Here is a 14,237-nt window from a genome sequence, read left to right on the forward strand (position 1 = left end):
ATTGGAAAATTGAAATTGGAAAATTGAAATTGGAAAATTGAAATTGGAAAATTGAAATTGGAAAATTGAAATTGGAAAATTGAAATTGGAAAATTCCCATCCCTTTATTTGATACACGCATGAGAATCCCTGACACCACGCTCGAACGACTAAACTCATCTGCCGATTTGGTTGCCATCATCAAAAAACACACCACCCTAAAACCTGCGGGGCGTGAGTTTAAGGGGTGCTGTCCGTTTCATGGTGAAAAAACCCCGTCATTTTATGTCAATCCCCAAACCAACCTGTACTACTGTTTTGGCTGTGGTGTTAAAGGCAATCCCATCACCTTTTTGCGTGAATTTGAACGCATGACTTTCAAAGAAGCGGTCGATTATCTGTCCGAACAAACGGGCATAGAACTGCCCAAAGACGACAAATTCGCCCAAAAAATCCGCTACGCCAAAAACAAAATCCCAAAACCCAACAGCCAAACACCCACAAAGACAAATCAAGGCAATACAGACAGCACAAACACCCACACAACCAACCAACCAACCCATCATAACAATACCGCTCCATCAGCCAATGATGATTATCCTGATTTTGCTGATAATTTTAATGGCAGTTATGGCAATGATTTTGATGCCGACTTTAATACCGACTTTGACAGTGGTTTTAATGGCGGTTATAACGACAGCTACAACAATCTCCCTTATCAAGCGGATAACACTTTTAATAGCACCAATCCGCCATATCACCCCCCCCAAAATGGCGAAGGGGATTTATACACCCTGCTGTCCGCCATCGCCCAGTTTTATCAAAACATGCTTCATCAAAACCCCACAGCAAAGGCATATTTTGTCTCACGGGGGCTAAGCGATGAGACGATAGCCACGTTTGGCTTGGGCTATGCTCCGAGTGGTTGGCAACATTTGGAGCAGGCTTTTCCCCATGACATCGAAGGCTTGCGTATTCTAGGACTGGTCAGAACATCGCAAAAGGGGCGGGATTTTGACCTGCTACGAGACCGTGTGATTTTCCCCATCAAGGACAGACAGGGGCGAGTGGTCGGTTTTGCAGGGCGGTCGCTGGGCGATGAGATGCCCAAATACATCAACTCATCGGAGTCGCCCGTATTTAGCAAACAGCACATCCTATATGGGCTGTACGAAGCCCGCCAAGCCAAAGCAGGAAACTATCTCATGGTAGAAGGCTACATGGACGTCATCGCCTTGCACCAAGCAGGGATTTATGGGGCAGTCGCTCCAATGGGAACAGCAGCCAATGACAAGCAAATCGCAGGGCTATTAAAATATAACGACACCCTAACACTGTGCTTTGATGGCGACACCGCAGGACAGCGAGCGGCGTGGCGAACCCTAGAAGTTGCCATGCCTGTGTTGCCCGATGGTAAGGCCTTAAAATTTCTCACCCTACCTGATGGACATGACCCCGACACCTACATCAAGGCTTATGGGGCAGATGCCATGCATGCCCAAATCACGCACGCCCAAAGCATGGCGGATTATATCCATGGCGTGCTACAAAACCGTTATGATTTATCCTTGCCCGAAAATAAAGCCCGAGCGGTCGCTGAACTAAAAGAGCTGACCGCCAAACTGCCCAAAGGGTCAAGTTTTCGCTGGTGGCTCAATAACGACTTTTGGGCAAGACTCAGTGGCAAAAACCACAAACAAACCACTCGGGATACCGCCAACTACCACCAAGAGACGGACAGTAGCACTCAGCTGTACCTGTGCCTACTCTACGCCCCCCACATCATCAAAGACAACCCCCTGACCACCCTACTGACCAACTCTGGCGTGGCGGATGCCCACAAACCGTATCTGACTCACTTAGAACGCCAAGGGCTGTCCGTGCCTGCCCTACCCGACTGGCAAGACATTGATACTGATTTGGCAGAGTTGATTGGTGCCATTGACATAATTTTGGGCATGGTGGACACAGGGGCTATCGCTCAGTTTGACCTACATGACAAATCGGCACCCGCCATCGACGGCAAGGCTCATCTTATCATGGCAAGCCTGCCCAATGTGGAGCTACAACACCATCTTAGCAGGCTGTGGCGTGAGTTTTTCTATCTGAACCAACACCATTATTTGGAACAAATGGTACTGCTATTTAACGAACTTCTATGCCAACGTCTCCAAGACGTATTAAAAAAACAAGGCGAAAACGTCAAAAACATCGTGCTATCCGAGATTTATAAACGTCGCTTACAAGCACTCGTCACATGGGACAGTCAGCACACCAAGGCAGACGTGGCAACACTGATAGAAAAAGGGTTCTAAACCCACCCTAGTACCCGAAGCCACGCCATGCCCACCGCCATACCTATCATGCTCACCACCGTGGTAAATGCCAAAATGTTCGCCGCCAACACGTCATTACCGCCCATTGCCTTTGCCATCACATAGCTTGCGGCGGCGGCAGGGCTTGCCACCATGACAAATAACACGCCAAACTGCACAGGCGGCAGCGCAAACACCACACCAATCAGCACCGCAAGCAGCGGCGCAATAATAATCCGTCCAATGCTTGCCTGCATGGAGACGCCCGACAGCCCCAACATGGACTTAATGTCCAGCGTCGCGCCTGCACATATCAAGGCAAGCGGTAAGGCAATGTTTGACAGTAGCTGACCTGTTTTGGTAATCGGTGTAGGCGGTAAAGGCAAGCCTACCCCCTTATAAATAAAGGCAGACACCAAGGCGATGATGAGCGGATTTTGAAAAATCTTAATCACAATGTCCCGACTTTGGGCGGATAAACCCTTGCTCTGGCTCGTGCGTGATAGCGTAATGACCGACAAGATATTATATAAGATCGTCAAAATCCCCATATACACCGCCCCCACGCTCGTTCCCACCACCCCATAAGCGTTGGTCGCCACCGACAGCGAGATAATCGCCATGTTCGAGCGGAATACCCCTTGTACGAATACGCCCTTATCACGCACGTCCTTGATGAGCATTTTGGCGTACAGTTCCGCCCCAAAAAACATCACAAAAGTCGTCACAAACCCTGCCATGATGAGCGGTAACTGCTCGGCATAGTTCACCTCACTTTTTATCACGCTAAAAAACAGTAAGCACGGCAAACCAAAATTAAAGACGATTTTGGATGCGGTATCAATAAAATTCCCATCAATCTTGCCCGCCCTTTTCATATAAAAACCCAGCCCCATCAAGGCTAGGTTTGGAAAGACAATCATAAAGGCGAAATTAATGGCTTGGAGGATTTCTTGGGGATTCATGGTAAATTCTGGTTGTGATAAAATGACTTATCATAACCAAAAATTACTCAAAAATAAAGTCAAAATCTGCTCGTTATTAAAATGATGAAATTTTATAGGCATTTACCGCACCATCTTTTCCAATGTAGAAAATATAGCCATATTTTAAAATAATGGTTTCGCCATTTTGACCCTTTAACCCATTGTGATAAAATCCTTCATCAACACTACAAGCGTCTTTTTCGCTTTGCAAAGTCAAATCGCCACAAGTTTGAATTTCCACCCAAGTTTTACCTTGTTTTGGGCTGGTGCTGATATTACCTGTTAAAGCGGTGCCGCCACACATCATATTAAAATTAGCGTCATTGTATTTTGGTACAGGAGCATTATCTTTGTCCAGTAATTTTGGAAAAAATTGCAAGGCTTGCTTGGTTTTTTCAAAATACAAATCTTCCAAACGAGCCTCATCATACACATCAACGCAAACATCAAAATCTGCCAAAGTTGTTTGTTTCTGTGCGGTCATTGGTTTGGTTGTGTTTTGTGTTGGATTAACACAGCCAACCATTAGACTTCCTGCAAAACCCAAAAATAAGGAAAACCGTTCGTGGTGAGCTTGTCGAACCATAACGGTTTTCCGCCACCCCTCAACAAGCTCGGGGCGAACGGAAAGCCTAGTTTTGCAGGAAGTCTATTAAAATTGCCATTAAAAACGCATATTTTTTCACAATAATCTCCTAATTTTAATGCATTAATTTTATGGTATGGTCTTATGACTGTTTAAATTCATTTTTGAAAGCGGTTAATTTTAGGCGTAAGGTGCGTACAACGCACCATTTTAGGTGCAGTATTTAATTTTTGATGCGTGATACGCACCTTACGAATTGGGGAAAAATTACAAGGAAAATTGAGCATTTTTAAAAATACCCTTTTAAAAAATCAACTTTCCAAGTTCTCCATTTTCTCCGCCTTCTTCATCTTCTTAACCGTCATCGCAAGTAAACTCACTGCCGCAGGGGTAACACCGCTGATACGGCTTGCTTGCCCCAGTGTTGCAGGGCGGACTTGGGTGAGTTTTTGCACGATTTCATTGGATAAGCCTGACACGCTTACATAATCAAAATCAAGCGGTAGAGCCGTGTTTTCAAGGCGTTTCATCTGCTCAATCTCATCATTTTGGCGGTCAATATAGCCTTGATATTTAACACTTATCTCAATCTGCTCGCCCACGTCATCGCCCACCGTACTGTCTGACACTTTGGCAATGTCGGCAAACGTGATATTTGGGCGTTTTAAAAGGTCAAGCAGGCTGTTTTCTTTGGTCAAAATCTCGCCTGTATTTTCCATAAAGGCTTTACCAATGGCGTTATTTGGTGTTGCCCAGATGTCTTTTAGGCGGGCGGTTTCACTAGCGACGGACTCCATTTTTTGATTAAATTTCGCCCAGCGTTCATCGTCCACCAGCCCAAGCTCTCGCCCAATGGCAGTCAAGCGTTCATCCGCATTGTCTTCACGCAGTAAGAGGCGATGTTCGGCACGACTTGTAAACATACGGTACGGCTCTTTGGTGCCGTGAGTTATCAAGTCGTCCACCAACACGCCAAGATACGCCTCATGCCGTTGTGGTGTCCACGATGACTTGCCAAGTGCCATGAGTCCTGCATTTAGCCCTGCCAGTAGCCCCTGTGCCGCCGCCTCTTCGTAGCCTGTCGTGCCGTTGATTTGCCCTGCAAAATACAAGCCGTCAATGGATTTGGTTTCTAGCGTGGGTTTTAGATTTTGTGGGTCAAAATAATCGTATTCAATGGCGTAGCCGGGGCGTGTGATATGCGCATTTTCAAGCCCTTTCATCGTATGAATAAACTCAATCTGCACATCAAAGGGCAGGCTCGTTGAAATGCCATTGGGGTATAGCTCATGCGTGGTCAAACCCTCAGGCTCAATAAAAATCTGATGACTATCTTTGTCGGCAAAGCGATGAATCTTATCCTCAATGCTTGGGCAATAACGGGGCCCCACCCCTTCAATCTTACCGCTAAACATGGGCGAGCGGTCAAGGTTGGCACGGATAATGTCATGCGTGCGTTCGTTGGTGTGCGTAATATAACACATGATTTGGCGTGGGTGCATGGCAACATCGCCCATATAACTCATCACAGGCAAGGGCGTATCCCCTGGTTGTGGGGTCATCACACTAAAATCCACCGTACGAGCGTCAATACGAGCAGGCGTACCTGTTTTTAGTCGTCCGACTGGCAGTTTAAGCTCACGCAAACGGTCGGCAAGACGAATGGATGGCATATCGCCTGCCCGTCCACCGCTTTGGTGGTCTAGCCCGACATGAATCACCCCACCCAAAAACGTCCCCGATGTCAGCACCACCGCACGGGTATTTAGACGAATACCCGTGGCTGTAACCACCGCCACCGCACGCCCATTCTCCACGATAATATCGTCCACAGGTTGCTGAAAAATCGTCAAATTTGGCTGATTTTCAAGCGTATGACGGATACTTGCCTTGTATAAAATACGGTCGGCTTGGGCTCGGGTCGCTCGCACGGCCGCCCCCTTTCGGCTGTTTAGCACCCGAAACTGAATGCCTGCCTTGTCGGTTGCGAGTGCCATTGCCCCGCCCAGTGCATCCACTTCACGCACCAGATGCGATTTACCAATACCACCAATGGCAGGGTTACAGCTCATCTGCCCTAGCGTCTCAATGTTGTGCGTGATAAGTAGGGTATCTGCCCCCATGCGAGCGGACGCAAGAGCGGCCTCTGTGCCTGCGTGTCCGCCACCGATGACGATGACACCATAAGATTTGGGGTGAGTGTAGAGTGTTGTCATAGTTGTTAATCTGTCTAAAAATTTAGGAAAAATTGGGTTATTATAGCAGATTTGGGGATTTTTAGGGGGAATTTGGGCGAAAAATAACCGCTTTATGGCTAGAATAAAGCGGTTGATAAAAGTTAGGGTAAGCGATTGCCTTGTTTATCAATATAGAAAGTTTCGCCGTTTAGTTCTACTTTGGCGACATCGTGATAGAATTCACTTATAAAATCATACTGTATTGGAATTAAAACTCTGCCATCATCAGATATTGCACCATACTTACCATTTACTTCTATCATAAATATCCCTTTAGCAATGGGAAAAAGATAACTGTCGTATTCAAAAGGAATAAGCACTTTTCCTGTTTTATTTATCACCCCATACTTACCATCTTTTTTTAACTGTCGCCACTCCCCATTCAAAGAAATACGAATCTTCATCAAATTGTGGTTTGATAACAACATTATCAGCTTTATCTAAAAATCCCCATTTTCCATTTTTTTCAACAGCAGCCAACCCTTCGGAAAAACTCCAAACATCGTCATACTGCAAATCAATAACCATTTGACCTTTTGTGCCAATAAAACCAAATTTATTACCAATACGAACTTCTGCTAAGCCTTCGGAAAACCCAATGGTCTTATCATATTGCAATGGGATGACCAACTTCCCACTTGTATCAATAAAGCCATATTTGTCATCTTTTTTGACTTCTGCCAAGCCATCGGAGAAAAATGACACTTCATCATATTGCGAAGCAGAAAAAACAAATTCGCCTTCTTTATCCACAAAAGCCCATTTATTATCTTTTAAGACTCTTGTTAGTCCATCAATCAAACAACCATCTATAAAAACATAGTTGTCATTTAATTTTGGTTGTTCGCACCAAGCCCACGCCTGCCCCATTGAGAATACACCAATTAAAATAGCAATCAATAATTTCATTGTCACTCCTCACTTTTAAAAATCATTGGCTGATACGATTGCCTTGTTTGTCAATATAAAAAGTTTCGCCGTTTAATTCAACTTCGGCGACATCATTATAAAAAGAAAAGGGTTGGTCGTATTGTATTGGAATAACAATTTTTCCTGTTTTGTCAATCATCCCCCATTTGCCATCTATTTCTACACCTGCCAAACCATCATTAAATCCAACATAAAGGCTGTCATAATTGGCAGGAATAACAATGTTTCCACTTTTATCAATAAATCCCCATTTTCCATCTATTTTCATACCTGCCAAATCTTCACTAAAATTATTAAGATAATCATATTTTATCTCAATAACCACTTTGCCTGATTTTTCAATAAACCCCCACTTGTCGTCTTGCTCAACTTTTGCCAAACCATCAACAAAAACATCAACTTCATCATAAATAAATGGAATAACCACACGATTGGATTTGTCAATAAATCCCCATTTGCCATCATTTCTCCTAACGCCTGCCAAACCTTCTGTAAAATCCAAAGCCCAATCGTACATAAAAGGGATAATGGTTTTTCCTGATTTGTCAATAAACCCCCACTTATCGTCTTGTTGAATGCCTGCCAATTGCTCATTAAAATTATAAAGATAATCATATTGCAATGGAATGATAACCTTGCCTGTTATGTCAATAAAGCCCCATTTTTCATCTTTTTGAACACCTGCTAAGCCATCTTTAAAACCCCACGCTCGGTCATATTGCAATGGAATAACCAATTTTCCAGCTTTATTAACAAAGCCGTGTTTTGCATTTGAGCCTTGTTCGTCAAACAGCCAAACTTGGGTAAGCCCTTCTTGTGATAAACAATCCACAAAATGATATTCAACTTCGGTCTGTGGTTTTTCACACGCCCACGCCTGCCCTGCCGACAGCACGCCCATCAAAATCATCATCCAGTTTTTGTTAAAGTATTTCATCTGTTTTCCTAAATTATCATCACACAAAGACAAAAAAGATCTTAAAAATTAAGGTCTTTTTGGGTATCATCAGCAAGCAAAGTGTTAAGATTGGCACAAGCCTCATCGGGCATTTTATCAAGCAACGCCTGCTTCATCAGCTCATCATTACTTGCCATTACCAAACGCAACAAAGGCAACACTTCAAAAGGCAAATCATCCACCTTTTGGGCAAAGCTTGCCAAATAATACGCCCCATCAACATCACCATCCGCCAGTACACGATTATAAACCACCTGCCAAGCCAGCTCGCCTGCCCCGCCGTGCGAAATGATGAGATGAATGGCTTTTAGGGCGGTGTTTGGCGTCTCGCATAAGGTTAGGATTTTTTCGGAGATTTGTTTGATTTTATTCATAATTTTTCCAGACGGGTTTCTTGATACTCAGCAATTTTAATTTTTTTATAAACAAAAACCCCGCCAAGCTTACTTAACAGGGTTCTGTCAATTAAAAGCAGCCATCACACTTCTGGGCTATGCTCTTCAATTAGTGGCTTGAATTCACCCGATTGGTACATTTGTAGAATGATGTCGCTACCACCAATCAGCTCGCCATTTACCCATAACTGTGGGAAGGTTGGCCAGTTGGCAATCAGTGGCAAGGTGCTACGGATGTCGGGATTTTCTAGGATATTAACAAAGGCAAATGGTCTGCCAATTTGAGTCAAAACTTCCACGGCACGAGCTGAAAATCCACATTGGGGAAATTGTGGTGTGCCTTTCATATACAAAAGAACGCTGTGGTCTTTGATTTGGTTTTCAATCAATTCTTTGACTTGGGGGTTAATTTCACTCATAGCAGCTCCAAAAATGGGAAAATTGGCTTATTTTAGTATAAATTGGGGAATGTGTTGTAAATTTCAAGCCTTTTTCTAATAAGTTGCCAATTTTTTGTGAAATTTTACTGACACGCCACATTATCTATCTTATAACGCAATCCGCTTTGAGCTAAAATATCAAAATTGACGACTGCCCCACTTTGACGCAGTAAATCAAAAGCTTGGTCTTTGCAATACAAGGCTTGGGCGGACTGAATAGACATCATTCCCTTATTCTTATCGCTTAGACTTACAATAACCACGCCATTTTCTTGACGAATGGTGGTGATTTCGTTGTAACCTGTAAACAGTTTTTTGGGTAAGGTGCCTTGTAATTGGGCAACGGCATCGCTTGGTGAAATGCTTTGTGCCCGCTCGATTACCTGTGTCGTAGGGTTTGGAACGGTATTAGGCTGCGTGCTAATGGGTGCGGTGGTTATGGGCGGTTGGTCTGTGTTTTTATTGTTAAAAAAGCACATTTTAACCAGACTCATTAATATAAGCACGCCTGCCACTTTTGCCCATTTGTGCCACGCTGGAGGTTCGTCAGTCGCATAATCAGCATCTGGATAGCTTATCAGATAAGTGTAATCCTGATTTTTGTGATGAAGTAAATAATCAATCACCCAAAATTTCACATCAAGAAACTTATCTTCATCTTGGCTTGGTAAAATGCCATTGTTCAAGTAACTTATTAAAAGTTGTTCGGCAACCTTATCGCCTTGTTCATAGGCAGTTTGGAGCGGTCGGCGAGCCAGCCATTTTTGTGCTTTGGGATTTTCTGCATATGCCTCGACCGCTTCCTCAATCGCCAAAGGCGAACAGCCTTCATTCATCAAAACCAGATTAAAATCCACCATTTCTTTTTGTAAAAAGTCTTTAAATAAGATTGGCACAAGATTTGGAACAGCCAAAGCCAGTTTGGTCTGCCAATACAACGCACGACTATCGCCCAGTTTTGACGCGTAATCCAGCCACGAAAGCCCTTCTTCAATGGTTTGCGGAACATTTTTGCCCGTCAAATACATCAATGCCAAAGCCAATGCGGCAGTAGTGTTGATTGTGCTTGGTCGTTCAGGTTCGCCGACTTGCCGTTCATTTTGTAATAATTTGGACAAAGAAGTGTTGCCGTGCGTGTGTAGAAATTGCACCAATTTTGCCGTCTGTAAAGGCGATAAATTTTGCGAAAGAGTGGTTGCTACTTTGGGCAAAGGCTTGGCATTTGGCAAGCGTGACACATTGATTTCACGTTTTAAATCGTCCAAAAATGGGGCGAGATTGATTGTGCGTAATTGCTTGTATAAATTTTCAGGTAACTTGGACTTTGCCAAGTCTTCTGCTAATTCAGGGTCATCGGTTTGTATCTCAAAAAATTCATACCAACGGCGATATTCTTGCTGTGCTTTGTTTTGACAGCGTTTTAAAAAGCGTGTGTCATCACTTGAAATCGTTGGCGGATTGTCATTATTAGGTTTGCCAAATTGGGGCAATTCTTCGGCTTGTGGCACAACGAGTTCTTGATAATCTTGCCAAAAATGCTTGACTTCATCGGCAGATAAATTCGCCCACATCGGCACAATTTCTTGAATGAAATCTTTTGGGTTAGCAATCCATTTTTGGTAATACTCGGTATGCGCCCAAAATTTTGCAGGCAAAATCATCACTTCATCATTATCATCATTGATAATAATCGGGAAAATCGGTAAAGTCAGCATTGCATCAGGCAAATGCAGTCGCCACACAAATATCGTCTTAGCATAAAGCGACATGGCGGTTGTTGGCGGTGCAGGCAATTCGCCTGAAAAACGGGTGCGTTCGTTTTGTAGGTGCTGGACGTATTGTTTGAGTTTGGGTGGTAGGTCGTCAGGCGCTTGTTTTTTAAATGAAAATAAAGTTTGGGCAAGTTCGTGCAATAAATGCGGTGGCGTACGCCCTGATTTGTCATAAATAATCTCGGCAGGGCAACTGGCAGGATTATCTTCTTCAAAAAGCATATTGTTGGCTTGCACGAGCGCTCCCCAGACCACACGCCCTTTTTGGTAAAGGGTTGGTATGGCCTTGATTTGGCTCATCAAATCATCGCCCAGCATCCATTTGGGTGGCAAAATTTGTAAATAACTTTGCCAATGTACCGACAGATTTTGACAGGCAGCCTGCAAATCAATCGGTAAAGATTGATTTGCAGGCTGTACGACTTCATCGGGGGCAAACGCCTGATAATCACCCGTAATGGTAGAAAAATAGACGGATTTTTCAGGTTCATCAAATTCAGGAAATAGGCGTTCTAAAATGGCAACGAGTGGAAAATGCTGATTAATATTATCGGCACGATGATAGGTAGCAACAAAACGGTATTCGTCTATGGCGGGGAAAATGCTTTGCATTTGGGGATTTTCAGCGATGTATTCCTCATAATCATGCCAAATGGGAGCAACCCCTGCCAGCCGTCCACGCATTTCGCCACAATAAAACGCCAGCAAAAACAAAAAAGTATGATTGCTTGGCACACCGCCATTTAAAAAATCGTTGCGGTCAAGGCTGTGGGTGGTGCGAATGTTGTCCAAAAAATCATCAATTCGCTGTAAACTTGCCAGCGTGTAGTCCAATCGGCAGGCTTTGAGTTCATTTTCAAAGGCAAAACCTGTTTCAAGGGGCTTGCCTTTTAAAAAAGACTGTAAAGTACCCAAAATAATGGCGGTGGTTTGGGTGGGTTGGCGTTCTGCTAGAAAATCTTTTGAAAATATGGACATGATGATACACTCAATTCATATCAAAACTACACAAAAACCGTTTGCCCTGAGCTATGCCTGCGGATAACGGTTTTTCGTTCGTGGTGAGCTTGTCAAACCATGACAAAAAACCTTTGTTGTATTTTGAATTGAATTTACTATAATAAAGGGAATATGATTGGGATTATACCATAATGACAATGCAAATAACACCATTTAAATCTAAGTTTAAACAGTGTTATTTTGTGATGGCATTCATTTTAAAATCTCATCACTCATCAAAACAGTCGCAAATTCCCCGTGTAAATTGGCAAGGCTAATGGCGTGTACAAGCTCGGCTTCATAGCGTTTGCCGTCAAAGCCCACCCTATCAAAAGTCGCCGTGCCGTCCGCCACCACATACACTTTAAAACCCAAATTTCCCGCCATTCGGGTGGTGGTAGAGATACAATGATTGGTGGTCAATCCCGCAATCACCAATTTGTTAATATCACGAACTTTTAATTCGTGTTCTAAATTTGTACCAATAAAGGCAGAATTAACCGTTTTGCCAATAATAATTTCGTCATTTATCGGAGCGGTTAAAGGTTTAAAGTCATTACCAATTTGATTGGAGCGAAGTGGGGAATTGGGGTCGGTGGAATTGTGCTGAATATGAAAAATGGGTAAATGATATTTACGCCATTGTTGCAATAATTTAAAACAAACCTGCTCGCAATTTAGGTTATTTCTATTGCCACCCCAATGGGCGTGATTGTCAAAGCCAATTTGCAAATCAATTAAAAGTAAAGCGGTGCTTTCGTCAATCATAAATTTCCCATTAAATAAGTTTGAAAATAATCATAATCTATAAGGTGCGTATTACACACCTTACAACTTGGCTAATTTTTGGGTTTTTTATCAATAAAATCAATCCACCTTTTGCAATAACACCACCGCACTCGCCCAAATGCCCTCGCCACGCCCTATCCAGCCCATTTTTTCATTGGTGGTCGCCTTGATACTCACACAGTCCACACCTGTGCCAAGCACACCTGCGATGGTCTCACGCATCGCGGTGTTATATGGCGCGATTTTTGGACGCTCGCAAATAACCGTCATGTCAGCATTGCCTAGTGTGTAGCCGTGCGACTTGACAAGTTCATAGACGTGCTTTAAAAAAATCTTACTATCCACCCCTTTAAAAGCAGGGTCGGTGTCGGGAAAATGCTGTCCAATGTCGCCAAGTGCCAACGCTCCGAGCAGTGCATCCGCCAAAGCGTGCAACAAAACATCGCCGTCCGAATGAGCCTTAATGCCGTGCGTGTGAGGAATGCACACACCGCCAAGCGTTACAAAATCGCCATCTGTAAAAGCATGAACGTCTATGCCTTGACCGATTTTTATCATGATTGAGCCTTTTTTGGTTTGCCTTAGTTTATCTTGGTTTAGAGCAGACAAGGCTTGTAAAATAATTAGCAAGCCTTATATAATGGCAAGTTTACCACAATTTTATAACAAGAGACAATCATGACCCCCTACCGTCTATCCGATGTCGCTCCTTTTCACGACAAAAATCCCAATCAAATCAAAGTCATCGTTGGTATGTCTGGCGGTGTGGACAGCTCGGTGTCGGCAGTCCTGCTAAAAGAAGTAGGCTTTGACGTTGAAGGCTTGTTCATGAAAAACTGGGAAGAAGATGACGGCACCGAATACTGCACCGCCATGACTGACCTAGCGGACGCCCAAGCCGTCGCTGATAAAGTAGGTATACCGCTCCACACCGCCAACTTTTCGGCGGAGTATTGGGACAATGTCTTTGAGCATTTTTTAGAAGAATACAAAGCAGGTCGCACACCAAACCCTGATATTTTGTGCAACAAAGAAGTCAAGTTCAAAGCCTTTTTGGATTATGCCCTAACACTTGGGGCGGACTACATCGCCACAGGGCATTATACTCGCCGAAGTTTTGAAGTGGACGGTAAGGCGTGCTTACTGCGTGGACTAGACACTAACAAAGACCAAAGCTATTTTTTGCACGCAGTTGGGGGCGACAAAATTGCCAAAACCCTATTCCCTGTGGGTGAGCTTGAAAAAAGCGAAGTTAGGGCAATCGCTGAAAAATACGAGCTTGCCACCGCCAAGAAAAAGGACTCAACAGGCATTTGCTTTATTGGTGAGCGTAAATTCAAAGACTTTTTACAAGCCTACCTACCTGCCAAACAAGGCGACATCTACACCGATGACGGTGTCAAGCTAGGTAAACATGACGGTTTGATGTATTATACCATTGGGCAACGTGGGGGCATTGGCATTGGCGGGGTGGCAAACCGCCCCGATGCGCCGTGGTTTGTCTTGCATAAGGATTTGACAAACAACCGCTTGATAGTCGGACAAGGGCATGACCACCCTTGGCTACAATCCACCGAATTAACCGCTTATAAATTGGACTGGGTAACAGGCGAGCCACCCCAAATCCATGACAACGGACTAAAATGCACCGCCAAGACCCGCTATCGCCAACCCGACCAAGAATGCACCGTTTATCTTGAAAATGACACCGTACGAGTGGTTTTTGACGCCCCCCAACGAGCGGTAACGGCAGGACAATCTGTGGTCTTTTATGACGGTGATGTGTGTTTGGGTGGGGGCGTGATTGATTGGTGTGATGCGAAGGTGGGGTAATACAAACATTAGGAATAC

General features: G+C 44.0%; 13 protein-coding genes. 2 read left to right on the forward strand and 11 right to left on the reverse strand.

Features of this window, described 5'->3' with window-relative positions; translation table 11 throughout:
* The first annotated feature begins 119 nt into the window (after window positions 1-119).
* On the forward strand, window positions 120-2,294 hold the full coding sequence (locus K941_RS0113495) for a DNA primase (protein ID WP_029103992.1): 2,175 nt from the start codon (window positions 120-122) through the stop codon (window positions 2,292-2,294).
* On the opposite strand, the gene K941_RS0113500 is transcribed toward K941_RS0113495, so the two are convergent.
* The 11 genes from K941_RS0113500 to ispF form a co-directional block, all read right to left on the reverse strand.
* Window positions 2,291-3,244, reverse strand: a complete 954-nt coding sequence (locus tag K941_RS0113500; RefSeq protein WP_029103993.1) for an AEC family transporter — start codon at window positions 3,242-3,244, stop codon at window positions 2,291-2,293. The two genes, K941_RS0113495 and K941_RS0113500, sit on opposite strands and share 4 nt — an antisense overlap.
* A 91-nt stretch (window positions 3,245-3,335) precedes the next feature.
* A complete protein-coding gene (locus tag K941_RS0113505) occupies window positions 3,336-3,764 on the reverse strand; it encodes a hypothetical protein (RefSeq protein ID WP_147287559.1) in 429 nt (142 codons plus the stop codon).
* A 413-nt stretch (window positions 3,765-4,177) separates the two neighbouring features.
* Window positions 4,178-6,082 (reverse strand): tRNA uridine-5-carboxymethylaminomethyl(34) synthesis enzyme MnmG, encoded by a 1,905-nt coding sequence (gene mnmG, locus K941_RS0113510; protein WP_029103995.1) that lies wholly within the window; start codon window positions 6,080-6,082, stop codon window positions 4,178-4,180.
* A 122-nt stretch (window positions 6,083-6,204) separates the two neighbouring features.
* Window positions 6,205-6,507, reverse strand: coding sequence for a WG repeat-containing protein (locus K941_RS16650; protein ID WP_167539615.1), 303 nt, complete (start codon window positions 6,505-6,507; stop codon window positions 6,205-6,207).
* On the reverse strand, window positions 6,452-7,012 hold the full coding sequence (locus K941_RS16655) for a WG repeat-containing protein (protein WP_084137785.1): 561 nt from the start codon (window positions 7,010-7,012) through the stop codon (window positions 6,452-6,454). The genes K941_RS16650 and K941_RS16655 overlap by 56 nt, the downstream gene beginning before the upstream one ends.
* Before the next feature lie 22 nt (window positions 7,013-7,034).
* Complete coding sequence (locus tag K941_RS16145) at window positions 7,035-7,970, reverse strand: WG repeat-containing protein (RefSeq protein WP_051226103.1); 936 nt, start codon at window positions 7,968-7,970, stop codon at window positions 7,035-7,037.
* A 41-nt stretch (window positions 7,971-8,011) separates the two neighbouring features.
* Window positions 8,012-8,365: a hypothetical protein gene (locus K941_RS16150; protein WP_051226104.1), complete on the reverse strand. Its 354-nt coding sequence runs from the start codon at window positions 8,363-8,365 to the stop codon at window positions 8,012-8,014.
* A 104-nt stretch (window positions 8,366-8,469) separates the two neighbouring features.
* A complete protein-coding gene (gene grxD, locus K941_RS0113530; RefSeq protein ID WP_029103996.1) occupies window positions 8,470-8,805 on the reverse strand; it encodes a Grx4 family monothiol glutaredoxin in 336 nt (111 codons plus the stop codon).
* A gap of 104 nt (window positions 8,806-8,909) precedes the next feature.
* Window positions 8,910-11,576: a hypothetical protein gene (locus K941_RS0113535; RefSeq protein ID WP_029103997.1), complete on the reverse strand. Its 2,667-nt coding sequence runs from the start codon at window positions 11,574-11,576 to the stop codon at window positions 8,910-8,912.
* Window positions 11,577-11,810: 234 nt separating this feature from the next.
* Entirely contained in the window at window positions 11,811-12,365 is a 555-nt protein-coding gene (locus tag K941_RS0113540) for a cysteine hydrolase family protein (RefSeq protein ID WP_029103998.1), read from the reverse strand.
* A gap of 99 nt (window positions 12,366-12,464) precedes the next feature.
* Window positions 12,465-12,944, reverse strand: coding sequence for a 2-C-methyl-D-erythritol 2,4-cyclodiphosphate synthase (gene ispF / locus K941_RS0113545; RefSeq protein WP_036388597.1), 480 nt, complete (start codon window positions 12,942-12,944; stop codon window positions 12,465-12,467).
* 120 nt (window positions 12,945-13,064) lie between these two features.
* Here ispF and mnmA point away from each other — a divergent pair, with 120 nt between their 5' ends.
* A complete protein-coding gene (mnmA, locus tag K941_RS0113550) occupies window positions 13,065-14,219 on the forward strand; it encodes a tRNA 2-thiouridine(34) synthase MnmA (RefSeq protein ID WP_029104000.1) in 1,155 nt (384 codons plus the stop codon).
* The last annotated feature ends 18 nt before the right edge of the window (window positions 14,220-14,237 follow it).

Source organism: Moraxella caprae DSM 19149 (assembly GCF_000426885.1).
GTDB classification, from domain to species: domain Bacteria; phylum Pseudomonadota; class Gammaproteobacteria; order Pseudomonadales; family Moraxellaceae; genus Moraxella; species Moraxella caprae.